Origin of the sequence: Candidatus Methanomethylophilus sp. 1R26 (genome assembly GCF_001481295.1) — an archaeon.
Taxonomy (GTDB): Archaea; Thermoplasmatota; Thermoplasmata; order Methanomassiliicoccales; family Methanomethylophilaceae; genus Methanomethylophilus.
Genome location: NZ_LOPS01000024.1, coordinates 1 through 25,551, shown reverse-complemented (window position 1 = coordinate 25,551; position 25,551 = coordinate 1). Strand labels below are relative to the sequence as shown.

Annotated in this window: 26 protein-coding genes and 2 pseudogenes; 23 read left to right on the top strand and 5 right to left on the bottom strand. The window is 60.4% G+C overall.

Features of this window, described 5'->3' with window-relative positions; genetic code table 11:
* Positions 1–544: 544 nt before the first annotated feature.
* The 13 genes and pseudogenes from AUQ37_RS05105 to AUQ37_RS05060 all read left to right on the top strand — a co-directional run bounded on the left by AUQ37_RS05105 (position 545) and on the right by AUQ37_RS05060 (position 12,178).
* The gene (locus tag AUQ37_RS05105) at positions 545–1,957 is read left to right on the top strand and encodes a transposase (protein WP_162262202.1); all 1,413 of its coding nucleotides are present in this window, start codon (positions 545–547) and stop codon (positions 1,955–1,957) included.
* A gap of 49 nt (positions 1,958–2,006) precedes the next feature.
* Positions 2,007–2,627: pseudogene (locus AUQ37_RS13600) on the top strand (leucine-rich repeat domain-containing protein); the annotation flags it as partial.
* Positions 2,628–3,734: an InlB B-repeat-containing protein gene (locus tag AUQ37_RS13595; protein ID WP_058747681.1), complete on the top strand. Its 1,107-nt coding sequence runs from the start codon at positions 2,628–2,630 to the stop codon at positions 3,732–3,734.
* Positions 3,632–5,182, top strand: a complete 1,551-nt coding sequence (locus AUQ37_RS12345; RefSeq protein WP_235584950.1) for an InlB B-repeat-containing protein — start codon at positions 3,632–3,634, stop codon at positions 5,180–5,182. The genes AUQ37_RS13595 and AUQ37_RS12345 overlap by 103 nt, the downstream gene beginning before the upstream one ends.
* 305 nt (positions 5,183–5,487) lie before the next feature.
* A complete protein-coding gene (locus AUQ37_RS13590; protein ID WP_082662420.1) occupies positions 5,488–5,688 on the top strand; it encodes an Ada metal-binding domain-containing protein in 201 nt (66 codons plus the stop codon).
* An 80-nt stretch (positions 5,689–5,768) separates the two neighbouring features.
* On the top strand, positions 5,769–6,524 hold the full coding sequence (locus AUQ37_RS05090; protein WP_082662419.1) for a 4-phosphopantoate--beta-alanine ligase: 756 nt from the start codon (positions 5,769–5,771) through the stop codon (positions 6,522–6,524).
* Between the two features lie 15 nt (positions 6,525–6,539).
* A complete protein-coding gene (locus tag AUQ37_RS05085) occupies positions 6,540–7,778 on the top strand; it encodes an adenosylhomocysteinase (RefSeq protein WP_058747679.1) in 1,239 nt (412 codons plus the stop codon).
* Between the two features lie 3 nt (positions 7,779–7,781).
* Entirely contained in the window at positions 7,782–8,945 is a 1,164-nt protein-coding gene (locus AUQ37_RS05080) for a glycosyltransferase (protein ID WP_058747678.1), read from the top strand.
* Between the two features lie 4 nt (positions 8,946–8,949).
* On the top strand, positions 8,950–9,966 hold the full coding sequence (locus AUQ37_RS05075) for a glycosyltransferase family 4 protein (RefSeq protein WP_058747677.1): 1,017 nt from the start codon (positions 8,950–8,952) through the stop codon (positions 9,964–9,966).
* On the top strand, positions 9,890–10,057 hold the full coding sequence (locus AUQ37_RS09965; protein WP_157844294.1) for a hypothetical protein: 168 nt from the start codon (positions 9,890–9,892) through the stop codon (positions 10,055–10,057). The genes AUQ37_RS05075 and AUQ37_RS09965 overlap by 77 nt, the downstream gene beginning before the upstream one ends.
* Positions 10,058–10,189: 132 nt before the next feature.
* Positions 10,190–10,972 carry a PfkB family carbohydrate kinase gene (locus AUQ37_RS05070; RefSeq protein ID WP_201013766.1) on the top strand — a complete coding sequence of 261 codons (783 nt, stop codon included), beginning with the start codon at positions 10,190–10,192 and terminating at the stop codon, positions 10,970–10,972.
* Positions 10,968–11,507 (top strand): adenylate kinase family protein, encoded by a 540-nt coding sequence (locus tag AUQ37_RS05065; protein ID WP_320408849.1) that lies wholly within the window; start codon positions 10,968–10,970, stop codon positions 11,505–11,507. Before AUQ37_RS05070 ends, AUQ37_RS05065 begins: the two co-directional genes overlap by 5 nt.
* Positions 11,498–12,178 carry a CDP-alcohol phosphatidyltransferase family protein gene (locus tag AUQ37_RS05060; RefSeq protein ID WP_058747675.1) on the top strand — a complete coding sequence of 227 codons (681 nt, stop codon included), beginning with the start codon at positions 11,498–11,500 and terminating at the stop codon, positions 12,176–12,178. Before AUQ37_RS05065 ends, AUQ37_RS05060 begins: the two co-directional genes overlap by 10 nt.
* On the opposite strand, the gene AUQ37_RS05055 is transcribed toward AUQ37_RS05060, so the two are convergent.
* Together AUQ37_RS05055 and AUQ37_RS05050 are read right to left on the bottom strand one after the other, a co-directional pair.
* Complete coding sequence (locus tag AUQ37_RS05055; protein ID WP_235584948.1) at positions 12,081–12,944, bottom strand: hypothetical protein; 864 nt, start codon at positions 12,942–12,944, stop codon at positions 12,081–12,083. The two genes, AUQ37_RS05060 and AUQ37_RS05055, sit on opposite strands and share 98 nt — an antisense overlap.
* A complete protein-coding gene (locus AUQ37_RS05050) occupies positions 12,859–14,883 on the bottom strand; it encodes a radical SAM protein (RefSeq protein WP_235584947.1) in 2,025 nt (674 codons plus the stop codon). The genes AUQ37_RS05055 and AUQ37_RS05050 overlap by 86 nt, the downstream gene beginning before the upstream one ends.
* A gap of 173 nt (positions 14,884–15,056) precedes the next feature.
* On the opposite strand from AUQ37_RS05050, the gene AUQ37_RS05045 reads away from it, so the two are divergent.
* Together AUQ37_RS05045 and AUQ37_RS05040 are read left to right on the top strand one after the other, a co-directional pair.
* Positions 15,057–16,481: an NADP-dependent malic enzyme gene (locus AUQ37_RS05045; RefSeq protein WP_082662417.1), complete on the top strand. Its 1,425-nt coding sequence runs from the start codon at positions 15,057–15,059 to the stop codon at positions 16,479–16,481.
* Between the two features lie 66 nt (positions 16,482–16,547).
* A complete protein-coding gene (locus AUQ37_RS05040; RefSeq protein ID WP_058747674.1) occupies positions 16,548–17,579 on the top strand; it encodes a glycosyltransferase in 1,032 nt (343 codons plus the stop codon).
* A gap of 93 nt (positions 17,580–17,672) precedes the next feature.
* Here the strand turns inward: AUQ37_RS05040 and AUQ37_RS05035 are convergent, their stop codons facing one another.
* Together AUQ37_RS05035 and AUQ37_RS09545 are read right to left on the bottom strand one after the other, a co-directional pair.
* Positions 17,673–17,948, bottom strand: coding sequence for a translation elongation factor EF-1beta (locus tag AUQ37_RS05035; protein WP_058747673.1), 276 nt, complete (start codon positions 17,946–17,948; stop codon positions 17,673–17,675).
* Between the two features lie 9 nt (positions 17,949–17,957).
* A complete protein-coding gene (locus tag AUQ37_RS09545; RefSeq protein WP_082662416.1) occupies positions 17,958–18,125 on the bottom strand; it encodes a zinc finger domain-containing protein in 168 nt (55 codons plus the stop codon).
* A 219-nt stretch (positions 18,126–18,344) separates the two neighbouring features.
* Between AUQ37_RS09545 and AUQ37_RS05030 the strand changes: the two genes are divergently transcribed.
* The 8 genes from AUQ37_RS05030 to AUQ37_RS05000 are packed head-to-tail and all read left to right on the top strand — an operon-like array spanning position 18,345 to position 24,498.
* Positions 18,345–19,112 (top strand): CDP-alcohol phosphatidyltransferase family protein, encoded by a 768-nt coding sequence (locus tag AUQ37_RS05030; protein ID WP_157844293.1) that lies wholly within the window; start codon positions 18,345–18,347, stop codon positions 19,110–19,112.
* Positions 19,109–19,996 carry a DUF89 domain-containing protein gene (locus AUQ37_RS05025; protein ID WP_058747671.1) on the top strand — a complete coding sequence of 296 codons (888 nt, stop codon included), beginning with the start codon at positions 19,109–19,111 and terminating at the stop codon, positions 19,994–19,996. The genes AUQ37_RS05030 and AUQ37_RS05025 overlap by 4 nt, the downstream gene beginning before the upstream one ends.
* A 30-nt stretch (positions 19,997–20,026) precedes the next feature.
* Positions 20,027–21,058: a sugar phosphate nucleotidyltransferase gene (locus AUQ37_RS05020; protein ID WP_058747670.1), complete on the top strand. Its 1,032-nt coding sequence runs from the start codon at positions 20,027–20,029 to the stop codon at positions 21,056–21,058.
* Positions 21,059–21,955 carry a kinase gene (locus AUQ37_RS05015; RefSeq protein ID WP_058747669.1) on the top strand — a complete coding sequence of 299 codons (897 nt, stop codon included), beginning with the start codon at positions 21,059–21,061 and terminating at the stop codon, positions 21,953–21,955.
* Positions 21,943–22,071: a hypothetical protein gene (locus AUQ37_RS12950; protein ID WP_255354885.1), complete on the top strand. Its 129-nt coding sequence runs from the start codon at positions 21,943–21,945 to the stop codon at positions 22,069–22,071. Before AUQ37_RS05015 ends, AUQ37_RS12950 begins: the two co-directional genes overlap by 13 nt.
* The gene (locus AUQ37_RS11035; protein WP_201013765.1) at positions 22,064–23,164 is read left to right on the top strand and encodes an HAD-IIIA family hydrolase; all 1,101 of its coding nucleotides are present in this window, start codon (positions 22,064–22,066) and stop codon (positions 23,162–23,164) included. The genes AUQ37_RS12950 and AUQ37_RS11035 overlap by 8 nt, the downstream gene beginning before the upstream one ends.
* A gap of 20 nt (positions 23,165–23,184) precedes the next feature.
* A complete protein-coding gene (locus tag AUQ37_RS05005) occupies positions 23,185–23,547 on the top strand; it encodes an acetolactate synthase (RefSeq protein ID WP_058747668.1) in 363 nt (120 codons plus the stop codon).
* 24 nt (positions 23,548–23,571) lie between these two features.
* On the top strand, positions 23,572–24,498 hold the full coding sequence (locus AUQ37_RS05000; protein ID WP_058747667.1) for a branched-chain amino acid transaminase: 927 nt from the start codon (positions 23,572–23,574) through the stop codon (positions 24,496–24,498).
* A 29-nt stretch (positions 24,499–24,527) separates the two neighbouring features.
* Here the strand turns inward: AUQ37_RS05000 and AUQ37_RS04995 are convergent.
* A pseudogene (locus AUQ37_RS04995) lies at positions 24,528–25,325 on the bottom strand (glycosyltransferase).
* Between the last annotated feature and the right edge of the window lie 226 nt (positions 25,326–25,551).

Genomic DNA, 25,551 nt, shown 5'->3' with positions numbered 1-25,551 from the left:
GTCCAAGGGATTGGCGAGAGGTTACGGGAAGGAGATGCGTCTCGGAAGGATAGTGTTCTTCCGCGACAGCTGCAGGTCGTTATGAGCCTGCTCCTCTGCCCGATTCCACACGAAATGTTATAGAACCTAATAATATTGTTTTGATTAGGCAATCGGCTATCGATTGCAATTTTCAATATACAATCAGAGGTGTTCTATGAACAATCTTGAACATGGACATATGGGAAGGTGTGAATTCCTCTCCGCCGGCCGGGGAACTCGCCGGCTCATCATCGGCATCGCGGCCGCGGTCTGCGTGCTGCTCTGCTGCGCGATTGGAGCCTGTCGGCGTCATCTGAAGACTCGGATGCAGCTGCGGGAGACACTTTCAACCCTGACCTCGCCAGTTGAGTAATTCTTTTTGTCGATGGGCAAAGGGCAAACCGAAACAGAAATGTGCGCCCAGCGCTCATGCGATGTTGTGAAGCAAACTCATTTCGCGACTGGGGCAGACCTCCCTAGTCCTAACGACAATATATCGGTTCCTTACGGATTGGTCAGGACCGTGGAGCATTATCTGGGCTCCACGGGTGTTTTGGACTTCGTGGACACGTTCAAGCAGCGCGGAGTTCCCATGAGCAGGATCCTCACGGCCATGTGCACACACATCCTGATGGGAAGCAATTCCATGAGCAGGTGTTCCGATTGGCTGAGGAACAAGGATGTGAGAACGGAGTTGAGATTGGATTCGGGTCTTTCACAGAGGACGATCAACCGTGCGATATCCATCATCGGGGAGCATAGCGATGAGATCATAGTGAAGCTGTGGGAGGGCCTGGATGCAAGATATCATTTCGAGAACACCGATGTGAACATCGACGGTTCCGCGGTGGTTGTGAACGGCCCTGAGGCGGAACTCGGGGCCATAGGCTATCCCAGGGATTTCAGGGACCAGAGCAGGAAACAGGTGGAGTTCCTCACCGCCGAACTGCAGAAATCGAAGATGCCGTTCTTCATGAGGGCATACAAGGGGAACACTTCCGACCCGGAGCAATACAGGGACGCGCTTCCGGACATCTTCTCCATGATCCGGGAGGGTTCGTGGATAATCGTGGATAACGGGGGAGCCTCCGGCGACATATTGGATTCCATCGTGAAGGCCGGTCACAGGTATCTCACAAGGGTGAAGATGAACGTCTCGGATGACAAACGGATATCCGATTCCGATTGCGAGTGGGAATATGTTGAGGACGGGGTGTGCTGCAAGAGGCACACCTTCGATTCCTCGGGAAGGACCACGTACCTGTTCTTCTCCATGGACAATTGGTATCGCACATACCATTCCGCTTCGAGGAGCTTCGACCGCATGGTAGAAGCGGTAAAGACCTACGAGGACGGGCATTTCAGGAAATCGGATTTCGTCACGATCAGGAGGAACGTCCTCGCGGACGTGGAGGTGAAGGTGAGCCTTCAAACCAAATTCGCATTCGACGAGAGCGAACGGGAAGGCATAATCAGGGAGATCATGGGGACCCGTGCAGGGATTTTCAAACTGGAATCCTCGGAGCAATTGACACCTCTCGAAGCACTAGATAAGTATCGTGCGAGGGCCACTGTGGAACACCTGATCCACTCCTTAAAGAGGGTCACGGGGCTCAAACCTCTGAGGGTATGGAGCGAATCATCGATCCGCGGTTCCATGATGCTGGCTCTCCTTTCGGAGACGGCTATCGCGATGGCGAGGTATGAGGCGGAAGGCAAAACAAAGACAGTGGAGGAACGGGGAAGGAGGAGGACAGTCACCGAGAAGCCGAACACCGAATCCATCGTCTGGTCCCTGGGCCATTTGACACTTACGAGGATAATCGATAAAGGGCGGAGGAAACAGGCCGTCTACAGCAATTGGAACCAGATTTCCAGGGAGATCTTCTCCCATATCCGTGCCGATATCGAGGGAAACCTGGCATTTCCGACCTGAAAACGCCCCTCCGGAATCGGAAACAACGGGTCATCATCTAGCGTGAGCCATGGAAAATGTCAAGTGGCGAATGGGCCAGACTTCGTTCAGCATTCACAAAGTGGCGAGGTCAGGTTTCAACGACAGAACGTTCACTTACACAGTGAACGAGGACGGAACGACCGTCGCTGTCACCGGACTAACAGATACCAGCATTACATCTGCCGATATTCCGAGCACAGCGACCGATTCCGACACTGGCACTTCATATACAGTCACGGCTATTAACGGTGGCACATTTTATCTTAACACAGCCCTCACATCGGTGAATATTCCATCATCGGTGTTGTTAATCGGAGATTATGCATTTTTCGGATGCACATCTATTGAATCGTTTATAGTCAGCAGCGAAAATGAATCATACTGCTCCGCAGACGGCGTTCTCTTTGACAAGGATATGACGAAACCGATTCAATATCCGGCAAAGTCAGCATCGACAACATATGAAGTTCCGAGTTCAGTACGGATTATTAACAGTGGCGCATTCTATTATTGCACCGCCCTCACATCAGTAACCCTTCCAGATGGACTTGAAGAAATCGGCATCAGCGCATTCTTCGATTGCAGTGCAATATTGTCTATCAACATCCCGGATTCAGTAACTACTATTGGCAGCAGTGCATTCTCTGGCGTGGGCACTTTCAAGAACACATCCGATGGGGCTGCTCTTGATGTTACCGCCGCTAACCTTTCCGGTCACACATGGAAGAGGGATTCCGCATCCGATCCGCTTCTTGCATACCAGACTCTGTCTTACGACGACAACGGCAGCGACAGCGGTTCGGTATCTTCGCAGACCGTTTCGTACGGTGGCTCTCTGACGGTCTCGGACAACGGCTTCATCAGGGCCGGCTACACTTTCAACGGCTGGAACACTCAGGCGGACGGCGAAGGCACCGACTACGCCGTAGGCGACACAATCTCCAACATCACCTCGAACATAACTCTGTACGCTAAGTGGACCGGGGTTAATCAGACAGTATCTTTCGACGGCAACGGGAGCGACGGCGGGTCATCAATGGATTCGATCACCGTGACCTACGGTGCGGGAGCTGTTACCCTTCCTGCCAATACCTTCACTAAGACAGGATACACCTTCTCGGGATGGAACACCCAGACTGACGGAAACGGCGATGCATATGATGACGGGGCATTGATCTCCAATCTTCTGTCTTCCATTACTCTCTACGCTCAGTGGATTGCTGACACATATGTTGTGACCTTCGAGGGGAACGGGAGCGACGGCGGATCCACCCTTTCGGTTTCCGTCACTTACAATGCCGCAGCTGTCGCTCTTACAGCCAACGGCTTTACAAGGACCGGCTACACTTTCACCGGATGGAATACCCAGGCGAACGGTGGAGGAGAAACGTATGCTGATAGCGCCTCGGTCTCCAATCTCCTGTCCGATCTCATCCTCTTCGCTCAGTGGACCGCTGACACCTACACCGTCACGTTCGACGGCAACGGTGCCGACGGCGGATCCACCCTTTCCATTTCGGTCACTTACGATGCCGGGGCCGTCACCCTCACTTCCAACGGCTTCACCAGGACAGGATACAGTTTCACGGGATGGAACACTCAGGCGAACGGAGAAGGGACGGCGTTTGCGACGGTACCTCGGTCTCCAATCTTCTGTCCGATCTCGCCCTCTACGCTCAGTGGTCCGCGAACACATACACCGTCACGTTCGACGGCAACGGCAGTACGTCCGGCGCCACTTCGGCGACCAATGTAACATACGGCGCAGACCCAGTAGCCCTGACTCTCAACAATTTCGAAAAGATCGGCTACAGCTTCGTCGGCTGGAACACTCAGGCAGACGGAGAAGGCACTGCATACGCCGATGGTCAGGAGGTTTCGAACCTGACATCGTCCTTCACACTCTACGCTCAGTGGACTGCGAACACGTATGAAGTGGTCTTTGTCGGGAATGGAAGCACTTCGGGAACGACCGCTTCCATGCAGGTCACCTACGGCGAGGCTGCCAAGGCCCTCACCCTCAATGGGTTCTCCAGGATCGGCTACAGCTTCTCCGGCTGGAACACCCAGGCTGACGGCGAAGGCGCAGTGTTCGTCGATGGGGCACTGGTGTCCGATCTCACTGAGTCCATAATCCTCTACGCCCAGTGGACCGCGAACACCTACACTGTTACGTTTGACGGCAACGGCAGCACCTCCGGGACCATGGACCCGGTTTCCGTGACCTACGGTGCCGGGGCTGTTACCCTCACTTCCAACAGTTTCTCCAAGACTGGCTATACCTTTTCTGGATGGAACACTCAGGCGGACGGCGAAGGAACTGCTTACTCTGACGGGGACTCAGTGTCCGACCTCACCTCTGCCATTACCCTCTACGCCCAGTGGACAATCATCACCTATACGATCTCGTACGATGGGAACGGCGCTGACGGAGGCTCTACCGACGCGCAGAACGTTGAGTACGGGGGCACATTGGCCGTTTCACTCAATGGATTCACCAGGACCGGCTACAGCTTCGCCGGCTGGAACACCCAGGCTGACGGAGAAGGCACCTCGTACGCCGCAGGCGACGAGATAGCCGACATGACCTCCATCCTCACACTCTATGCTCAGTGGACTGCAGACACCTATGCTGTCACGTTCGACGGCAACGGAAGCACTTCCGGTAGTATTCCATCGGTCTCCGTGACTTACGGTGCCGGTGAGGTTACTCTCCCCGCCAACGGATTCACCAAGACCGGCTATACTTTTACCGGCTGGAACACTCAGGCGAACGGAGGAGGAGTTTCGTATGCCGACGGGTCTTCGGTCTCCGACCTTTTGTCTGATCTTACTCTCTACGCCCAGTGGACCGCTGACACCTACACCGTTTCCTTCGACGGCAACGGCAGCACCTCTGGAACGACCGCTTCCATGCAGGTCACCTACGGCGAGGCCGCCAAGGCCCTGACCGCCAACGGATTCACCAGGGACGATTATTCCTTCGCCGGATGGAACACCGCCGCCGACGGCAGCGGGACCTCGTACGCCGACGGCGCGGAGATCTCCGACCTGACCGCGGACCTGGTCCTCTACGCCCAGTGGGAGAAGGACGACGGAGCGGGAGCCGGCATCGCTCTGCTCGCGCTGGCCACAGCGATCCTGATCGTGCTGTTCGTAGCCGGGGCCGTCGCCGCCGTGCACTATAATGTAATCAGGCCTTGAAGAGTCCGGCGCAAACCTTTTCGGCCCCGTTTTGCGGGGCCTTTTTCAGATTTTGAATCCAGACCGAATGCCGCTCCGTCATGGGGATTGAATCATTGAACACGGCATATGAAGCGCATGCATTGCAATACCCGTGACTCAGGATATGCAATCATTATCCGGCCGAACTGAACATTCAAAAAGACGGTATTCAGAAGAATGGCAAATCTTCGAACATGCTGGATTCCGGCTGCCTGTGAGCCGATCCAGCATACATCCCATAGCAGAGGTGTGCGAACAAACAACTGACGGACTGCGGTGTTGCAATGATCCTCAGGGAATTTACTGATGTCCAAAAGTATGAGATATGCGTCAAAAGAGATTCGCGTTTCGACGGAGTGTTCTGGTTCGGAAGCCGTGACTCAGAGGTGTTCTGCTGCCCACCCTGTATTTCCAGCTCTCGATGCCATTGCATCGGGAGGGCATCGGCTTCCCTGCTGTCTATTGTCATAGAGCGCATCGAATAATGACAATACTTCGGGCATCCTGCGCTGCGATGTGTTCTTCGCACGCGCAATTATAATAGGCGCACCCTCATTCAACGGCTGTGTCTTCTATTCCGAAGGATCATCCGCGCTACAAATCGCTCGTGACGAGGGAGAAGCTCGCCGAGGGCGTGAAGGAGGGAATGGCCGACCCCACCGGGCTGATATCCCAGGGCAGGGGAGAGGCGTTCGACTACCTCATGGGGGAGAGGACCACGGAGCCCGCGAGGCATGCCGAGAAGGTGGCCGCCGCCATGCTTCTGAGGGCGGAGAACCCCGTCGTGTGCATGAACGGCAACTCGGTGGTCCTGGACCCCGAGGGCCTGATCGCCCTTGCCGAGGCGGTCCCGGCCAAGATGGAGGTCAACCTCTTCCACCGCACCCCGGAACGGATGGAGAAGCTCATCTCGTACATGGAGTCGAAGGGCGCGAAGAACGTCCTCGGGAGGGACCCTGACACGAGGATCCCCGGGCTGAACCACGACCGCGCCCTCTGCACGCAGGAAGGGGTCGGGAGCAGCGACGTCATCGTGGTCCCCATCGAGGACGGCGACCGCGCGGAGGCCCTCGTGGCCATGGGGAAGAAGGTCATCTCGCTCGATCTCAACCCCCTGTCGAGGACCTCGAGAATGGCGACCGTGCCCATCTCCGACGAGATCTCCAGGGCGCTGGCGAACATCACCGCCTACGTGAAGGAGCTCAGGGGGAAGGACGCGGAGATCGACGCGCTGATATCCTCGTATTCAGCGCGGAAGACCCGCGAAGGGGAGATCGAGGCCATCTGCGGATACCTCATGTCAGAGTTCAGCAAGGAATGACCGGAAGGGAAGAAAATGGACGAACTTGTGAAGAAAGGGAGCCTGAGGCTCAGATGGGCGTACGAGCACATGCCGGTCATCCAGGAGCTGGACAGGCGCTACCGCAGGGAGAGGCCCCTCGAGGGCCTGAAGATAGGCATGGCACTCCACACTGAGGCCAAGACCGGGATGCTGGCGGTCACGCTGGCCAACGCCGGCGCGAAGATCTGCCTCGCGAGCTGCAATCCGCTCTCCACCGACGACTCGGTGGCCGCGGCCCTCCGCGAGGAGTACGGGCTCGACGTGCACGCCAAGAAAGGGGAGAGCCAGGAGGAGTACTACGCGAACCTGAACGCGGTGCTCGACATCGGCCCGGACTACGTCATCGACGACGGGGCCGATCTCATCACCATGGCCCACACCTCCCGCAGGGAGGTGCTGAAGAGCATCAAGGGAGGGAACGAGGAGACCACCACCGGCGTGGTCAGGCTGAAGGCCATGGCCGCCCAGCACAAGCTCGAGTTCCCTGTCATGGATATCAACGACGCGAAGATGAAGTACCTCTTCGACAACCGCTACGGGACCGGGCAGAGCGCCTTCGACGGATGGATGGAGGCCACCAACCTCATCGTGGCCGGGAAGCGCCTGGTCGTCGCCGGGTACGGCTGGTGCGGCAAGGGCATCGCCATGCGCGCCAAGGGGCTCGGGGCGCTCGTCACCGTCACCGAGATCGACCCGGTGAAGGCCATCGAGGCCCGCATGGACGGCTTCGATGTCATGCCCATGGCCGAGGCCGCCAAGACCGCCGACATCATCATGACCGTCACCGGATGCAAGGACATCGTCACCCGCGATGCTCTGGCCGTCATGAAGGACGGGTGCATCATGGGGAACGTCGGCCACTTCGACAACGAGATCTCCAAGAAGGACCTGGAGGAGATGTCGGTGTCCAAGGAGAAGGCCAGGGACTTCGTCGACAGATATGTTATGAAGGACGGCAGGAAGCTCTACCTCATAGCCGAGGGCAGGCTCATGAACCTGGCCGCCGGCCAGGGGCACCCCGCCGAGATCATGGACACCTCGTTCGCCTCCCAGGCCATGGGCATAGTCTACATGGTGCAGCACCACGACGAGATGGCCCCCGGGGTCTTCCGCGTCCCGGAGGAGATCGACACAGAGATAGCCAGGATAAAGCTGGCCTCCCTCGGGATAAAGATCGACGTCCAGACCAAGGAACAGTACGATTACATCCACAGCTGGCAGGAAGGAACCTGAAGCATGCGCATCGCCATAATGACCGACAGCTACCGCCCGACGATAGACGGGGTGGCCACGGCCGTTGTGGTCACGCGCGCGGCCCTGGAGGCCCTGGGGCATACGGTCTTCGTCATCGCGCCGGACCCCGGCCCGGAGCACCGCGAGGAAGGGGTATACTACTTCAAAGCGAAGGAGCTGAGCTCCTATCCGGGGTACTATGTCCCGTTCTACCGTTCCCGGACCGCCGCCCTCATAAGGGAGCTCCGCCCCGACGTGATCCATGTGCGCGGCATCGCCTTCATGGCCGTCAAGGCCCTCTGGGCGTCCAGGAAGACAGGCGTCCCGGTGGTCCTCACCTACGATACCCTCGTGACCGACGTCATCGATAAGTACTCCCCGATCAGGCTCCCGAAGAGCTGGCTCGTGAAGCTCGCCTCCGTGTACCTGAGGCAGCTGCTGAAGCGCCCCGCCGCGGTCCTCGTCCCCACCCCGTCCGCCGGACGGGAGGTCACCGAGAACCTGAAGGCACGTCCCAGACGCATGGAGGTCGTCCCCACCGGGATAGACACGGACCATTTCTCGCGCGATCCGGCGGCGGGCGCGGAGGCCAGGAAGAGGTTCGGCATCCCGGAGGGCGCCCGGGAGGTCATCACCGTCGGGAGGGTGTCCTTCGAGAAGAACGCCGACCTGCTGGTCAGGAGCATGGCCCTCCTCCCCCGGGACACGGTCCTCATGGTGGTCGGGCAGGGCCCGGCACTGGACGGCCTGAAGGAGCTGGCACATTCAGCCGGGGTGGAGGACAGGGTGTTCTTCACCGGCTATCAGACAGGCGCCGACCTCGTCGCCTGCTATTCCTCGGCCGACTGCTTCGCGTCCGCGTCCGTCTTCGAGACCCAGGGGTTCACGGTGCAGGAGGCGATGTCCTGCGGCCTGCCGGTCGCCTGCGGCAACGGCAGGGCGTTCGCGGACTTCATCCGCGACGGGGAGAACGGATACCTGTTCAATCTCACGGAGAAAGAATGCGCCGCCGCGATAGAGAAAGCGCTCGATGCCCCTTCCGAGGTCCGGGAGGCCGGTAGGGCGACCGCTCTCTCGTACGGCATCCGGCCGACCACCGAGAGGCTGTTGGAAGCGTACCGGTCGGCCATAGGTTCGGGAGCGGAGGAGCCCGTTCCCGGGAGATGATGCGATGAAGATCGCCGACGTCAATCCGTTCTATTATCCGTACAAAGGCGGCATCGAGCGCAGGATGCATGACACGGCCGTCCGGCTGGCGGCCGAAGGGCACGAGGTGACGGTGGTCACCGGCAGGCTTTCCGAAGACGACCCGGAGGAGGAGAAGACCGAGGGGTACCGCATCATCCGCCTGAAGTCGAGGCAGCTGAAGCTGTACAACCCGCCTTACATCTCATCGAAAGGGGTCGGGGAGGCGGTGGAGTCGCTGGACCCGGACGTCGTCAACTTCAACTACCGCTGGGCGCCGAGCTACACCAAGGCCATGCGCGCCTACGACGGGAAGAAGGTGTTCACCTACCATAACATGTGGGGCGAGGGCATGGGGATCGCAGGCGCGCTGTCGAGGATCAACGACTCCCGTTTCGATTCCTCGCTGAGGTCGTTCGACCACATCATAGCCGTCAGCGGGGCCGTGAGGGACGACCTCATCGCCCGCGGATACCCGGAGCGCTACGTCACCGCCGTGCCCACCTGCCTCGACCGCCCGGTCGAGCCCGGCAGCGGCAGCGGAGACTTCGCTCTGAGCCTGGGAAGGCTCGTGGCCACCAAGGGCCTCGGCGTCCTGATGGAGGCCATGAAGCAGGTGGACCACCGGCTGATCGTCTGCGGCAAGGGGCCGGAGGAGAAGAAGCTGCGCAGGCTCATCTCGAAGTACGGCCTGGAGGACAGGGTGGAGATGCGCGGGTTCGTCTCCGACGAGGAGAAACGGGAGCTCATGGGAAGCTGCCGGTTCTTCGTCATGCCGTCGATGTTCGAGAGCCTGGGTCTGGCGGCCGAGGAGCTCATGCGCGCGGAAGGCCCATCGTCTGCTCCGACGCCGCGGCCTGAAGGAGACCGTCGGCGATGCCGGGGTGGCGGTCCCGAGAGGGGATGCTGCCGCCCTCGCGGATGCCATGAACGCCCTCTTCGAGGACAGGGAAAGATGCGAGGAGCTGGCCAGAGCATCGGCCGAGAGGGCGAAGTACTATGACTGGAACATCCATCTGCCCGCCATAGAGGAAGTCTACGCCAAGGTCGTATCCGGGGAGTACACCGAGGCGGACGGACGCAGGAGCGAATGAGATGAAGCCTTTCCTGACAGTTTTCGGCCACGTCACCATAGACCAGATCGTTTCCATACCCCACTTTCCCGCCCTCAACGAGACTGTGGACATCCTTTCGAAGAGACGACGCTCGGCGGCACCGGCACCAATATAGCCATAACGGCGGCCCGGCTGGGCGTCCCCACGGCGCTGGCCGCGCTGGTGGGCCCCGACCTTCCCCAGGTGTACCGGGACGAGATCAGGGACAGCGGCCTGATCGACGACGAGATCATACCGGTGGACGGTTACGAGACATCATCGTGCATCATCATGAACGACAGCGGCCTGAGGCAGAAGGTCATCTTCTACCAGGGCCCGCAGGCGGAGATCATCAAGACGGGCATCGACCTGTCCCGCAACGCCATGAACTCAGAGCATGTGCACTTCTGCACCGGGGAGCCTCTTTACTACATCGCCCTGGCCAGGAAGCTGCGCGCGGAAGGGATAAAGGTGGCCGGCGACCCGTCGCAGGAGACCTACCGCAGGTGGGTGAAGGAGAACCTCAGGAAGCTCGCCGACACGTCGGACATCTTCTTCTGCAACTCCTTCGAGGCCAAGGCCATCGAGGAGCGCCTGGGTCTTAAGTCGGTGTTCGACATCGGCCCCAGGCTGGTGGTGCGCACGGACGGCGAAGAGGGGAGCACGGCCTCCATCGACGGCGAGATCTTCAGGATCCCGGCGGTCAAAGGGGCCGCTGCGGTGGACGCCACCGGCTGCGGGGACTCCTTCAGGGCCGGGTTCTACTCCGGGCTCTACCACGGATATTCTGAGAAGGAGAGCCTGGTCCTGGCCGCCGCGGTATCGTCGTTCGTCCTCGAGAAGACCGGCGCCCTGACCAACACCCCCACCTGGGACATGGTCGAGGAGCGCGCCAAGGGATACATGAGGGATTGAGACGCCGCTGATAGCGATAACCGGGACCCCGGGGACGGGGAAGACCTCCGTATCGGAGGAGCTGAGGAAGCGCGGCTACGAGGTCGTGGACATCAACAGGCATCTCCGGGAGCACGGGCTGCTCGGGGAGAGGGACGTCCTCCGCGACACCTACAACGTGGACATGGATGCTCTCAACGCCTCGCTGGAGCCGTATCGGAAAAAGGACTCCGTCGTGTTCATGGATTCGCATCTGGCACATCAGTGCGACTGCTCCAGGATAATCGTCCTCAGGTGCGACCCCGTCGTCCTCGCCGAGAGGCTGAGGAAGCGCGGCTATTCGGACGGCAAGGTCCTGGAGAACGTGCAGGCCGAGGTGCTGGATGTCATCCTGTGCGAGAGCACGGACACCGACATCCCGGTGAACGAGATCGACTGCACCCGCGGCACCCCTGCGGAGGCGGCCGACATTATAGAGAGGATAATCTGCGGGAACGGGGATATTTATAGGCCCGGGAACGTGGACTGGTCAGGGGAGATGGAAGAATGGTTCTAGACAAGCACAGGAGAGAAGCAGACCCCTTCATCGCGCCGGTTGCGAAGCGCTTCATCAACGTCAACCCGAACACGGTATCGTGGCTCGGCCTGATCACGGCGCTCATCTGCGGCATCGTGTTCTATTTCAGCTATGACGAGCACTGGCTCCTGCTGCTGGGCGCGGCCCTGGTGCTGGTGTCCGGGTATTTCGACGCCCTCGACGGCAAGATAGCGAAGCTGGCCGGGAAATGCTCGGTCAAGGGCGATTATCTGGACCATGTCTTCGACAGGTACGCCGATATGTTCATGATCGTGCCGTTCGCGCTCTGCGGATGGTGCAACGACTACATCGGCATGATGGCGATCATCGGTGTCCTGCTGACGTCCTACATGGGGACCCAGGCGCAGGCTGTCGGCGCCAAGAGGCTCTACGACGGCCTCCTCGGCAGGGCCGACAGGGTCATCCTCTGTTTCATCGTGCCCATCTTCCAGTTCATCATGTCCGCGGTGTGGGAGGACACGTTCGATGTCTTCGGGCACGCGATGTCCCTGATCGAGCTCATGATGCTCTATTTCGCCGTGGTCGGGAACCTTACCGCGATTCAGCGTGTCCTGATGACCTGGCGCAACCTCGGCGAGGCCGAGCGTTCTGCCGCAGAGGGGAACGGGGAGGAAGAGAAGAAGGAGTGATTCGCTCCTTCTTCCCCTCTCCGGCCTTTTCCCCTTCAGGCTTCCTCACGAAGCTCATGTCGCGCGACTTGAGGCGGTAATAGCTCAGGGGATGCTTCACCCTCTCGCAGAGGGCATCGGGATTGAAGCAGATGCCGTCCGTCTTCATAGCGCTGCATCCCGGCGGGGTGTACCCCTCGCTGCCGTTCAGCTCGCCGGTGATGTGCATGATCTGGTACTTCGACTTGCTCTCGTCGAAGTCCGGGGACTCCGCGAATATGGAGATTATCTGATCGTAGTCCGCGCCCATCGCGTGCATGAACGAGACCAGGGCGAACCTGGCGCTGTGGGGGAGGTTCTGCCCCGCCTGCGCCATCTTGATGATGGCCTTGATGCAGGGCGGCAGGCAGTCGTTGTCGATGCCCTTGCCGCCGGTCGGGCTGAGGGATGCTTTCAGCTCCGCCAGCGCCAGGCGGACATACTGGGAGTTCTTCGACAGCATCTTCTTCATGTCATCTGTCAGTTTCAGGGGGATCTCCGACTCCAGCCTCCTGAGGAATGCGTTCTGCACCAGCCTTCCGAAATCCTTCCTGGGTATGATGACGAACCCGTTCCTGACATCGCGGTTGATCAGCTTCCATTCGACCGCGCTGATGACAACGGAATAGCGCAGATAATCGGCGAAATGTATGCTGACGGTATCATTCGGGTTGATATGCTCGTTGATCTCCAGTTCCGCCGATATGGCATCGATCGATTCGGCATCGCTCTCGAGGAGCCTGTTCACGCGCTCTGCCTCGGCGAGCGCGTACCTCTTGGTGAGGAGGCGGTCGTTGATGTCCGACACGATCATTCTGGCGTATCCGTACGACAGGATCTCCATCAGGTGCACATAGTTCGCGGAATCCCGCGAGACGTTCAGGGGGACATCCTCGATCATGTGCTTCTTCAGCGCCCCCATGACCCTTTCCATCCCCCGGCGGCGGGCATCGGCGTACATGGGAGAGGTCAGGAGATCCTCTATGCTCACGCCGTTCTCGTCGATGAACGCGGCCGCGTCGGAGACGAACGGATATCTTGCGGCACGGAGGGAATCGACCATCTTGATCGCCTCGATCGAATGTTATCATGGTTTTTAGACCTTGTATGACGAGGGGGTCGTCCACAGCGCGGGCGAGGTCCTCCGGGCCGCTGAACGGCCTCTTGGCGGCGATGGCGGCCGCCCTCTTCTTCCCGATCCCGGGAAGGGCGGACAGGGCGGACATCGGCATGGTGTTGATGTCGAACGGGCGGGTGATGCCCGTTATCGAGCGGAAGCCCCAGCCGGTGACGGTGATATCGTAGCGCCTGCCGAGCTCTATCTTGTACGGGATGCCGACCAGCAGGGGGTACGACCCTGCCTGGCGGCCGAAGGTTATGTTCCCGTCGTGAAGCTCGGCCATGACGCCCCTGAGGACGGTTCCTGCGGGCACCATGCGCTCCAGCATGGGGCGGTCGATCTCCTCGCGGACTGTTTCTTTGAATTTCTTGAATCTCTTCTCGTTCACTTTGACATCGAACGGCCTGCGGGACGGTATGACCTGGCGGATGTTGATCCTCCTCAGCAGGAGCCCTTCGTCGCGGATCCTCCTCAGCAGCCGGAGGTCCATCTCATAGGTGGCCGCGGTCTCGCCGTCCAGCCCGCAGATGATGTTGATCCCCGGGAGTATCTTCGGCATCCCGCTCTCTCCCCGTTCTCCGCCGACGCGGTTGATCAGGCGGACGGCCTCGAGGACGCCTTCGGCGGTCGAGTTGAGGTTGTTGAGGCGGGCAACCTCCGGATCGGCAGATTCGAGCCCGAGGGCGAGGACATTGCCGGAGGAGCAGGTGTCCGCGAGGATGCGGATGACCTCTTCCGATTCCTCAGGATACGTTGAGATCACATTGGGGTCGGCATTGTCCACGCTGACGTTGTCAAAATTAAGTTGTCTTATGCCTTCGAACAGCTCGCGGACCTTCCCGGGGTTCGGGCGGGGGCATCCCGAGTCGTCGTCGGCGCTCCCGTAGGACACGATGTCGGTCTGCCCGCCTATGCGGATGTTCCTCACGCCGATCTCCCTGAGCCTTTTGGCCTCTGCGATGATGTCGGCAGGCTCCCTGGTAAGGGGCCGGCCCTTGGAAGGCTCGATGCAGAACGAGCACCCTCCGGATTTCCAGCGGTGGCATCCGCGGTAGGTCTCGATCTCCGCCTCGAGAGGGTCCGGGAAGTCCTGGTGGCAGGCGGCGATGTCCGCCCCCAGGAGCATCCACCTGTTCCATTCGTCCAGCGTCCTCCAGCGGCCGGATGGCTCCTTCCCGTGCAGGATGTCGCTGACCGCAGCGGCGAGGTCCCCTCTGATGCGCCGGTCGAACCTCTGTGCCTCCGGCGCGAACGCCGACGAACCTCCGATTACAGTGAGGCCCGAGAGTTTGGGGGATATCTCCCTGATCTCCTTCAGGGACATCGGCATCGACCTGAGGTATTTCCCCGGGACGGTGTTGCCGGACAGCAGGATGGTGACGTCGGCGTCAGGCGGCGCGCGGCCTCCGCGGATCATATCGATAGTGACGTATTCCGTAGAACACCCTGCGTCTTTCGCAGCACCGGCCACGGCTCTGATCATGGGGGAGATATAGGGCGGCACCCCCAGTGCGGCGGGGTCATCGATGTACCCGTCGAGGATGGCCGCCTTGGTTGTCCTGCTCATGAGCGCCTCTAACACTCTGAAGTATATAGGGACTGACGGCTGCAGTCAGAGTTATGTCCTCTCAGGATGCGGAGCAGAGCCGTTTTTCACAACAATATTAATAAGGGAAGTCATATCGGCGGGACAGAAAGTTCGCAGGAATTCGTACGAATTTCGAAGAAGAAGGTGTGAACATGGGATTCATGGACAAATTCAAGAAGAAGGAAGCTGGCGAGAGCGCCGGCAGCGAGCAGCCCAAGAAGCCGAGGTACGAGGACCTCACCCCGGAGCAGCGCCTGGAGTTGGCCGCCAAGCCCGGGAAGGACGCCATGATCATGCACAAGTACTACGGCGGCAAGATCGAGACCGTCCCCAAGGCATGCATCAGGAACTTCGACGACTTCTCCATCTGGTACTCTCCCGGAGTGGCGGAGCCCTGCAAGGACATCGAGAAGAACCCGGACATGGTGTACGAGCACACCTGCAAGTGGAACACCGTAGCGGTGGTATCGGACGGCACCCGCGTGCTCGGGCTCGGAGACATCGGCCCCGAGGCCGCCATGCCCGTCATGGAGGGCAAGGCCATGCTCTTCAAGTACCTCGGAGGCGTCGACTGCGTCCCCATCTGCCTCGACACCAAGGACCCTGACAAGATCATCGAGACCGTCAGGCTCATCGCCCCCTCCTTCGGCGGCATCAACCTCGAGGACATCTCCAACCCCAAGTGCTTCGACATCCTCGATGAGCTCAGGGCCGACTGCAAGATCCCCGTATGGCACGACGACCAGCAGGGTACCGCGACCATCGAGGTCGCCGGGGCTATCAACGCCCTCAAGCTCGTCGGGAAGAAGTTCGAGGATGCCAACATCGCCATCGTCGGCGCCGGCGCCGCCTCCATCGCCACCGCCAGGCTCCTGCTCGGCACCGGGTTCCGCGCGGACCACCTCTGCATGTGCGACTCCAAGGGGATCCTGAACATGGACAGAGACGACATCGACGATGCCCACCGCCTCAAGAAGATGATCGCCGAGAAGACCAACGGCGCCGGGAAGAAGGGAGGCATCAAGGAGGCCATGGAGGGCGCCGACATCGTCATCGCCGCTTCCAAGCCCGGTCCTGGGACCATCCCCGCCGAGTACATCGACGGCATGGCCGACGACCCCATCGTGTTCGCCACCGCCAACCCCGTTCCCGAGATGTGGCCCTGGGAGGCCAAGGAGCACGGCTGCAAGGTGTTCGCCACCGGCAGGGCCGACTTCCCCAACCAGGTCAACAACTCCATGGGCTTCCCCGCCATCTTCAGGGGAGTGCTCGACGTGAGGGCCAAGTCCATCTCCGACGAGATGTGCATCGCGGCGGCCACCGAGCTCGCCAAGTGCGCCGAGGAGAAGGGCCTCACCCCCGAGTACATCGTGCCCAACATGTCCGAGGAGGACGTCTTCGCCCGCGAGGCCGCCGCTGTCGCCGTCAAGGCGTGCGAGCAGGGCCTGGCCAGGAAGAAGACCACCTACCAGGAGGAGTACGAGCGCGCCGCGGCCATCATCGGCAGGTCCAGGAAGCTGACCCGCGCCATGATGGACCAGGGCTTCATCAAGAAGTACGTCGAGCCTGCCCAGTGACGGGACGGAGGAGGGGCTGAGCCCCCTCCGCAATTTAAATACAGCCAGCCTTTGGGGAAGCCCGAAATGCAGGAGAACGGACGCGCCCCGAAGGTTTCGGTCATCGTTCCCGTGAAGAACGGGGCAGATTATATCGGGGAATGCATAGGCTGCCTGAAGTCCCAGACCTTCGGGGATTTCGAGGCGCTCATCTGTGTGGACGCCTCCAGCACTGACGGCAGTTCCGAGGCGGCCCTGTCCGCGGCCGCCGGAGACTCCAGATTCTCCGTTCTCTCCCTGAAGGAGGGCACCCATCTCGCCGGCAACAGGAACCTCGGCCTCGACCATGCCCGCGGGGAGTTCGTATGGTTCCTGGATGTGGACGATTGGTTCGTCCCGGACCTTTTGGAGAGCTGCATCGGCCTGGCCGAGAGGGAGCGTTCGGACCTGGTGATCTTCAACGCCGTCAACGTCGGCCCCGGCGGGAAGGTGCCGGAGAGGATGGCGTCCGCTTCTTACGGTGCCTACACGATGCCGGCGTCCGAATGCCTGAGGCTGATGAGGAAGGCCGCCGTCCCGGTCACGGCCTGGTCGAAGTTCGTGAAGAGATCGGTCATCGAGGGCGCCTGCCTGCGCTTCAGGGATTCCCTGGCGGAGGATGTCGAGTTCACTTATTCCCTCCTGTCCGTCTGCGGGACGGTCACGGTGTCCCTCCGCCCGATGTACGCCTACCGCAGGAACCTCGGGTCCCTCACCTCCGATCCGTCCAAGGCCGACAGGCGCGGCCGGGACGAGGTCGCGGCCTACTGTGCCGCAGACGGGATGATCAAAGACCCGAAGGTGAGAGAGGAGGTCCTCCGCAGCAACGCCTACATGAAGATGCGCTCGGCCGGCCATATGGGCAGGGAGAGCTTCGTGGAGTATGTCAGGAGCCCGGAGTTCGCCGAGATGCGGGAGAAGTACCTCAGAGGCTTCGAGGGCTGGGGCTGCTTCCATTTCCCGTCGGTGTATCACTGGGGGATCAGGTTCTACATCCGCCATTTCTACAAGCATGACGGGAAGACGTACATGCGGACCGACGGCAGGGTGTTCAGGAAGGCCCTGGGCCCCAAGCACTGAACGCCAACTGATATTTTCAACAGAAAGAACGGCCGTTCCGGAATGTTCCGGACAGCGAAAAGATGGGGAGGGGCCTTCCGGCCCCTGAAGGTTTCAGTAGTTGGTGGAAGAGACGCACTCGACGTTCTGGATCCCGGGGATCGAGGTGAGCGCGTTCTCCAGGTCGCCGCCGATGGTCTCGATGCTGTCATCGATGACGAAGGCAGCCACGATCTTCATGAGACCGAAGGCAACGGGGGCGATCTTGGTGTCCTCCTCGATGAGCTTGACGCCCTTGGGGATGATGTTCGGAAGGTCCGCCATGATCTTCTTCAGGTCGATGTCGGTGCTCTCCGGCAGGATGTCATAGGTGCTGACGATCTGTCCCATGGATTCACCTCAAGGTCCGCAGAATCCGCAGTTGGGGCATTTGTAGGGGACTTTCTGGTCGCGGCACTCGGCGCACCTGCCGATCTCTACCTGTCCGCAGTTGGGGCATTTGAAGAAGGTGTTGCCGTGCCCGATAAGCCTCTTCCCGCAGGAAGAGCAAATCTTTTCGTTAGCCATGTGCGTACGATAATGGTTCCTCTATTAAAATACGACGGGGTTGGGATGCCGTCCAGAATGTGTTTTCCGAGAAGGCATCGCATCGTGCGCCGCTAAGCGCCCGCTGCTGTATCTGGCACATTGGACAGTCCTCCGTTCCGGTCGCCGCCGTGCCCCGGTCCCGGGGACGGCTCCGGAGATAAGGCAATACTTAAATCGGCAGCACCGATGCTCATAAGCGTGGCAGTCGATAAGAAGAGGCTCGAGGAAGCGCTCAATCACGATGAGTCAAACAATGCCTCGGAGAATTATTTCTACATCCCGCTCGGAAGCCTTTTCGTCAGGCTTCTGGTCCATACCCGCATCACGCCGAACCAGCTGACCATCTTCTGGGGGTGCCTTATGTTCTTCAGCAGCCTCTGCTTCTGGACGGACGACCGCTGGATCAATGTGCTCGGCGGGATCGGCTGGGTCATATCATATGCCCTGGACTGCGCCGATGGGTCGCTGGCCCGCTACACCAATCTCAAGTCCGGACGCGGAGACTATATCGACGGCTTCAACCACCGTTTGACCTACCCGCTGCTCATGTTCAGCCTCGGATATTGGTCCTACAGATGGGGGATGGACAGCATCTTCGGGTTCGATTTCGACCCTGCAGTCTACCTGTTCCTCGGATGCATCGCCGGGACCTGCATGGTGCTCATCATAGACGTGGGGAACATCTACAACCGTATCATGCCGGAGAACCAGATGGTCACCAACGCAGGGACCACCGGCATGGAGGGGGAGTACGTCAGGCACAAATCGTTCTACAAGAAGGTCATCCCCTTCAGCCCATTCCCTTTCACCAACATGCTGTTCCTGATCCCGTTCTTCGCGCTCTTCGGGTACCTCGACGTGTTCATCGTGTTCTACGCGTTCGTCTATGCCGGCGGCCTGTTCTACCGCGCCCATCTCCTCTACAAGAAGATCCCCGGCCCGGACATGAGCGGGAGGTTCAGATGAAGGTCCGCGCGGACTGCGCCCCGTGCCTCCTCAGGAGGGCCCTCTTTCAGGCCCGCCTCGCCGGCAACGGCACCGAGTCCGCTGCTATGGCCGCCGCCCTGAAAGCATATGCAGCAGGTTTCTCGCCCGATGCATGCTCGGCGGAGCTGGCGACCGAGGCCCATTCCGCAGCGTACGCGGAGATGGGCGTTGCCGACCCCTACCGCGCCATGAAGGAGGAGGCGGACAGGGTCGCCGCCCGCTATGTCCCGGCCGCCGCAGATTTCATCGATTCATCGGACGACCGCTTCGCCGCCGCCGTTAGGGTCTCGATAATCGGGAACATCATGGATTTCGGATCCGGCATAGCCATCGACAGCCCCGACCGCTTCGGGGAGATGTTCCAGTCCCTCCTGGACCAGGGGGTGGGCTCTGATCAGACCCCCGAGCTGGAGAAGGCCGTGAAGGCCTCCGGGACCGTCCTCTACGCATTCGACAACTGCGGGGAGGATGAGTTCGACCGTCTGCTTATGCGCGAGATGAGATCGGACGGGAAGAGGGTCGTGGGGATCGTGCGCGGAGCGCCCATCCTCAACGACGTCACCCGGGAGGACGCCCTGCGCATAGGGCTGGACCGCGACATGGACGGGATCCTCGACACCGGAGGGTTCTGCATCGGATTCTCCGAGAGGCTGATGCCGCCTGAGCTCAGGAAGGAGATGGCCTCCGCCGGTGTGATGATCGCCAAGGGGATGGCGAACTACGAGTCCCTGTCGGAGATGGACCTGCCGCTACCGGTGGCCCACCTGCTGCGCGCCAAATGCATTCCGGTGGCGTCGTCACTGGATGTGCCAGTCGGGACCAATGTTGTCCGCATGGCGCACCTGCGGGCGCCGCACCTGTGAGTATTAATACGGGCTGGAGCATCGCAAACCATGGCCCCGAGAGTGAAGCAGGCCGTCGTCCTCGTCGGAGGGAGGGGGACGCGCCTCCTGCCGCTGACGCTCACCCGTCCCAAGCCTGCCATGCCAATCCTCGACAGGCCCTTCATAAAGTACCTCATCGGATCCCTGGCCTCCGCCGGTGTCCGCGAGGTCATCATGGCCTGCGGCTACAAGTCCGACCTTCTGGCAGCGGCCGTCGGGGACGGGTCCGATATGGGCGTGGAACTGACCTATTCAGACGAGGAATCGCCCATGGGCACCGGAGGGGCGCTGAAACTGCTGGAGGACCGTCTGGACCCGGTGTTCGCGGCCGCCAACGGGGACACGCTGACCTCGGTCGATGTCTGCGCCATGATCGACGCCCATTTCTCGTCCGGCGCGGCTGCGACGGTATCCCTGTCCAAAGTTGACGATCCGAGCAGATACGGGGTCGTCCGCACGGAACCCGACGGCAGGATCGCCGAGTTCCAGGACAAGCCCCGCCCTGGGGAGGAGATATCAGATCTGGTGAACACCGGGGTTTACATCGCCCAGCGCCGCGTCCTGGAGTACATCCCGCCCCGCACGTTCTACGATTTCTCCAAGGACCTGTTCCCCCTCCTGCTCTCGCGCGGCGAGCGCCTGACCGGTTACGTCTCCCCCGGCCCGTGGACGGACATCGGCATCCCGGCCGACCTCATAAGGATGAACCTCGAGATGGCCGGCAGGGCCCGTCCGGCCCCGGGATGGGAGGACAGGGTGGCCGGATCGAAGATCACAGGCAGGTTCTATATAGGCGAGGACGCCTTCATGAGACGTTCGGAAGCCTGCGAATCTGTTATAAGCAAGGGATGCATTATCAACGATTCGTACATATCTGGCACATTGCTGATGAAAGGTTGCCGCGCTGACGGGGCCCGCATAGAGCGTTCCGTCATCGGCGAGGGCTGCATCCTCGGGCGGGGCTGCGTCGTGACCGACGCCGTCCTCGGTGACGGCACTGTCGTCGGAGAGAACGAGAAAGTCATAGGACGGTCGGAGTGAATGGTAGAGATCATCAGGTCCAGGGCGCCCCTCAGGATAGGCCTGGCCGGAGGCGGGACCGATGTTGAGCCGTATGCCTCGGAGAAGGGAGGCTACGTCTTCAACACCACTATCAACAAGTATGCGTACAGCACGCTGAAGCCGAGGAAGGACAAGACCATGACGGTCAACTCCGAGTACTACGGCCGCTACAAGGCCCCCCTCGGCGACGGCCCGCTCCCCCTGGACGGGAACATGGACCTCATCAAGGCCGTCACCAACCACTTCGATGTGACCGACGGGTTCGACATGAGCATCCGCTCCGATGTCCCCGCCGGATCCGGTCTCGGAGGGTCGTCGACCATGATCGTCTCGATGATCGGGGCCATCGCCAACTGGCAGGACGTCGACATGTCCAAGCTCGAGATGGCCGCTCTGGCATATCATCTGGAGAGGGAGGTCATAGGCCTAAAAGGGGGCAAGCAGGACCAGTACGCGGCCGTCTTCGGCGGCTTCAACTCTCTGAGGTTCGACAGCAATGGTGTTGCCGTCCTCCCCGCCAAGATACCGCAGGACATAATCTACGAGCTCCAGTGCCGTTCGGTCATGTGCTTCACCGGCATGACCCACGATTCCGCCGCCGTCATCGATACCCAGATAAAATCGTACAAAGAGGGCAAGAACGACGATGCCCTCGACCATGCCAAGGACATCGCCATAAGGATGCGCTCCTCGCTCAGGCACGGGGACATCGACGATGTAGGCGATCTCCTCGGCGAATCCTGGCAGTACAAGAAGATGTTCTCGGACAAGGTCTCCAACCCGGAGATCGACAGCCTCTACGACACCGCCATCAAGGCGGGCGCATCGGAGGGAAGGTCTCGGGCGCGGGGGGAGGAGGCTTCATGTACTTCGTAACGAAGTACGACAAGAAATCCCAGGTATCGAAGGCCCTTGCCAAGGCGGGTGCCGACGTCACCGACTTCCAATTCGAGCCGGAGGGCGTGATCTCATGGAGGAGCAGATATGACTGACGGTATCGTTGAAGAGCTCAGGAAGAGCTCCGAGGCCATCCTGGGGATAGACCCCGGGCAGATAGAGGCCGCGGCAGAACTGGTTTACGAGGCGCTCAAAGGCAAAGGCCAGGCGATCTTCATGGGGAACGGCGGGTCGTCCGCCGACGCCCAGCACATCGCCGCCGAGCTGTCCGGCAGGTACAAGATGGAACGCCCCGCCATGGCGGGGGTATGCCTGTCCAACATCGCGCCGGTCACCGCCATCGGCAACGACTACAGTTACGACATCGTGTTCAAGAGGCAGGTCGAGGCGTTCGCCAGGCCCGGTGACGCCGTCGTCGGCATGTCTACCTCCGGCAACTCGAAGAATGTCATCCTCGCTCTCGAGAGGGCCAAGGAACTCGGCTGCAGAACACTGTCCTTCACCGGTCCCGGAGGGAAGCTGAAGGACATCGCCGACGTCGCGGTCATCATACCCAGCACCGACACGGCGCACATCCAGGAAGGCTATCTCGCTGCCTGCCACATTATGTGCGGCATCGTCGAGAAGAAGATGTTCGGGCGAGCGGCGGTACTCGTAGACAGGGACGACACCCTCTGCCCGGACGTCCCTCACAACGGCGATCCGGCGAAGATGCGCGTTTACCCGTGGGTGCCGGCCGCGGTGAGGAGGCTCAACGATGCCGGCCTCCCTGTGGTGATGGTGACGAACCAATCGGGTATCGGGCGCGGCATGTTCACCGAGGAAGATATGAAAGCGGTGAACGCCGAGCTCATGAGGCAGATCTCGGAATCATCTGGCGGCCGCATCGATGCGGTCTACTTCTGCCCCCACCGCCCCGATGAGAAATGCTCCTGCCGCAAGCCGGAGACCGGTATGGGCCTGAAGGCGATATCGGACCTCGGACTCGACCCGTCCAAGTGCTGGATGGTCGGGGACAGCGACGGGGACATGGAGTTCGGCAGGAGGCTCGGGATGCACTGCATCCGCGTATCTGGCACATTCACTTTTGCCGATGCTGTGGACGAGATCCTGGGGAACGCCGGAGGCCGGCGACGCGCTGATTCCCTTATTAGTCGCGCGCACATGGTAAATAGGACGATGCCTTAATCCGCCCCAGGTTGACCCACATGTATGTCATATCCCTGATCGTCAAGAACGAGTTCGGCGTCATGCAGAGAGTCATGGGCGAGTTCACCCGCAACAAGATCAACGTCGAGACGATCGTGGTCGGGAAATGCGAGGTCCCCGGCAAGTCCAGGATGGTCCTGTCCGTCATCGACAGAGGCGAGGCCGAGCTGGCCATGGGAAGGCTCCAGAAGCTGCAGGACGTCTACGGCTGCGAGCTCGTCCCCGAGGAGGGGCAGTCGGCCTACGCGCTGATCTCCACCTCCAACGGGAACGTCGGCGTCGTCGGCGGGTCGGACCAGGTCGAGGAGATCATCGCGCGCTCCGAGCCTGACAAGTACGTCAAGGCCCTGAACGCGCTCTGAAATGTGTGTCACTGAGGGAATCCTATGGAAAAATGCGAATACATCTGGATGAACGGAAAGCTTGTCAAGTGGGCGGATGCCAAGGTCCACGTTCTCGCCCATGCCCTCAACTACGGTACCGGCGTCTTCGAGGGCATCAGGGTCTACAACACTCCCAAGGGCCCCGCCATCTTCAGGCTCAAGGACCACGCCAGGAGGCTGGTCGACGGCTGCAAGCTCATGGGCATAGACCTCGTCTTCGAGGGGAAGGAGTACACCTATGAGATGGTCATGGACGCCATCAAGGAGGCCGTCCGTGCCAACAAGAACGTCGACTACGTCAAGCCCTGCATCTTCCTCTCCGGAGAGGAGGTCGGCCTGAACCCTGTCGGGGTCCCCGCATCTTTCGCTATCACCTGCATCCACATGGGAGCCTACCTCGGCAAGAACGCCGACGCCGGCATCAAGCTGATCACCTCCTCGTGGCAGAGGCCTGACTACCTCTGCGGCCCGGCAGGGGCCAAGGTCAACGGCTCTTACGTTGCCAGCTGCCTCGCCAAGAGGGAGGCCATCCGCCAGGGCGCCAACGAAGCGGTCATGCTGAACAGGCAGGGCCACGTTGCCGAGTGCACCGGAGAAAACATCTTCATGTACAAGTTCGGCAAGGTCTTCACTCCGTCCGCTGCCGAGGGCATCCTCCAGGGAGTCACCCGCGCGTCCATCGTCCAGATCGCCAAGGACCTCGGCTACGAGGTCTGCGAGTGCCCCGTCACCAGGTTCCAGCTGACCACCGCCGATGAGGTCTGGCTCACCGGGACCGCGGCCGAGGTCGCCCCCGTCACCAGCATCGACGGCCGCGTTGTCGGAGACGGGAAGCCCGGAGAAGTCTCCCAGAAGATCCATGCCAAGTTCAGCGACATCGCGAACGGCAGGGACCACAAGTACGATGCCTGGCTCGACTACGTGAACTGAAACTTCAAAAGGAGGGTGCCTGCCCTCCGTTATTTTTCGATATCTGGGTCATGCGGGATTTCCGTACGGAGAACCGCGGGAAGCGCCGGGAGAAGGGGAAAATCACTTTTTCTTGCCAGTCTTCTTCCCTTTGGCTTCGTCTGGGTACATCTCGTAATAATCGACATGGTACAGCCTGGCGAGGACGCGCGAGCACCATTTCCCGAAGCCCCACACTGGTGGAAGGTCATGACGATGACCTTGGAATTGATGTGCGACTCCCCTTCGGCGCGGGTGCCGAAATCGTACCTGACATAGGACACCTTCACGTCGTGAGTCTCATACTTCATGAGGTCCATCAGGACCTTCCAGCCATTGTACTCGAACTTGTCCCAGCATCCGCCGATCACGTCATGGAACTCGCTGCAGCGGATCGCGAAGAGACCGGACATCATGTCCTTGGTGGTCTGTTTCCCATGGATGCGGAAGAATATCTTGCAGAATGCCTCGACTGCCTCAGAGCCGAAGGCGCGGGTGAATCCCATGGACATCCTGCTGTTCCTGACTCCCACGCAGAGGTCCGCTCCCTTGTCCATCTCTGCGACGATGCTTCCAAGCGCCGAAATGGGGTGCTGGAAATCGCAGTCCATGCAGAGGGCGTAATCGGTGTCTGCGAGGTAGAACCCCTCCATGACCGAGGCCGCGAGCCCTCTGGGCTATTTCCTGGGCCGGATCTCGGTCAGAGGGTCGTTCAGGCCTCTGACCAATTCGATGGTGCCGTCCTCGGAGTTGTCGTCCATGAACAGGATCTTGAATTCCGGATACGCCTTCCTGATGGCCTCTGCCATCTTCACGACGTTCCCTTTCTCATTGTATGTCGGGATGACTATAGTGCACGATCCTGTCAAGGACATTCCCATCTCCCCCTAATTTCCGCTTTTATTTATGGTTCTATAACATTTCGTGTGGAATCGGGCAGAGGAGCAGGCTCATAATCGATCATGCGCATACGCACCTGTGTGCGCCAAAAGGAGCTGTAAGGCACCTTCGCCGAAGGGCGAAGGATGCGCCCCG

Excerpts from the sequence above, each read along its gene's own strand:
- AUQ37_RS13590 (WP_082662420.1), top strand. The coding sequence starts at position 5,488 with ATGATCCTCAGGGAATTTACTGATGTCCAAAAGTATGAGATATGCGTC.
- AUQ37_RS05085 (WP_058747679.1), top strand. The coding sequence starts at position 6,540 with ATGGACGAACTTGTGAAGAAAGGGAGCCTGAGGCTCAGATGGGCGTAC.
- AUQ37_RS05080 (WP_058747678.1), top strand. The coding sequence starts at position 7,782 with ATGCGCATCGCCATAATGACCGACAGCTACCGCCCGACGATAGACGGG.
- AUQ37_RS05075 (WP_058747677.1), top strand. The coding sequence starts at position 8,950 with ATGAAGATCGCCGACGTCAATCCGTTCTATTATCCGTACAAAGGCGGC.
- AUQ37_RS09965 (WP_157844294.1), top strand. The coding sequence starts at position 9,890 with ATGAACGCCCTCTTCGAGGACAGGGAAAGATGCGAGGAGCTGGCCAGA.
- AUQ37_RS05060 (WP_058747675.1), top strand. The coding sequence starts at position 11,498 with ATGGTTCTAGACAAGCACAGGAGAGAAGCAGACCCCTTCATCGCGCCG.
- AUQ37_RS05050 (WP_235584947.1), bottom strand. The coding sequence starts at position 14,883 with ATGAGCAGGACAACCAAGGCGGCCATCCTCGACGGGTACATCGATGAC.
- AUQ37_RS05045 (WP_082662417.1), top strand. The coding sequence starts at position 15,057 with ATGGGATTCATGGACAAATTCAAGAAGAAGGAAGCTGGCGAGAGCGCC.
- AUQ37_RS05040 (WP_058747674.1), top strand. The coding sequence starts at position 16,548 with ATGCAGGAGAACGGACGCGCCCCGAAGGTTTCGGTCATCGTTCCCGTG.
- AUQ37_RS05035 (WP_058747673.1), bottom strand. The coding sequence starts at position 17,948 with ATGGGACAGATCGTCAGCACCTATGACATCCTGCCGGAGAGCACCGAC.
- AUQ37_RS09545 (WP_082662416.1), bottom strand. The coding sequence starts at position 18,125 with ATGGCTAACGAAAAGATTTGCTCTTCCTGCGGGAAGAGGCTTATCGGG.
- AUQ37_RS05025 (WP_058747671.1), top strand. The coding sequence starts at position 19,109 with ATGAAGGTCCGCGCGGACTGCGCCCCGTGCCTCCTCAGGAGGGCCCTC.
- AUQ37_RS05020 (WP_058747670.1), top strand. The coding sequence starts at position 20,027 with ATGGCCCCGAGAGTGAAGCAGGCCGTCGTCCTCGTCGGAGGGAGGGGG.
- AUQ37_RS05015 (WP_058747669.1), top strand. The coding sequence starts at position 21,059 with ATGGTAGAGATCATCAGGTCCAGGGCGCCCCTCAGGATAGGCCTGGCC.
- AUQ37_RS12950 (WP_255354885.1), top strand. The coding sequence starts at position 21,943 with ATGTACTTCGTAACGAAGTACGACAAGAAATCCCAGGTATCGAAGGCC.
- AUQ37_RS11035 (WP_201013765.1), top strand. The coding sequence starts at position 22,064 with ATGACTGACGGTATCGTTGAAGAGCTCAGGAAGAGCTCCGAGGCCATC.
- AUQ37_RS05005 (WP_058747668.1), top strand. The coding sequence starts at position 23,185 with ATGTATGTCATATCCCTGATCGTCAAGAACGAGTTCGGCGTCATGCAG.
- AUQ37_RS05000 (WP_058747667.1), top strand. The coding sequence starts at position 23,572 with ATGGAAAAATGCGAATACATCTGGATGAACGGAAAGCTTGTCAAGTGG.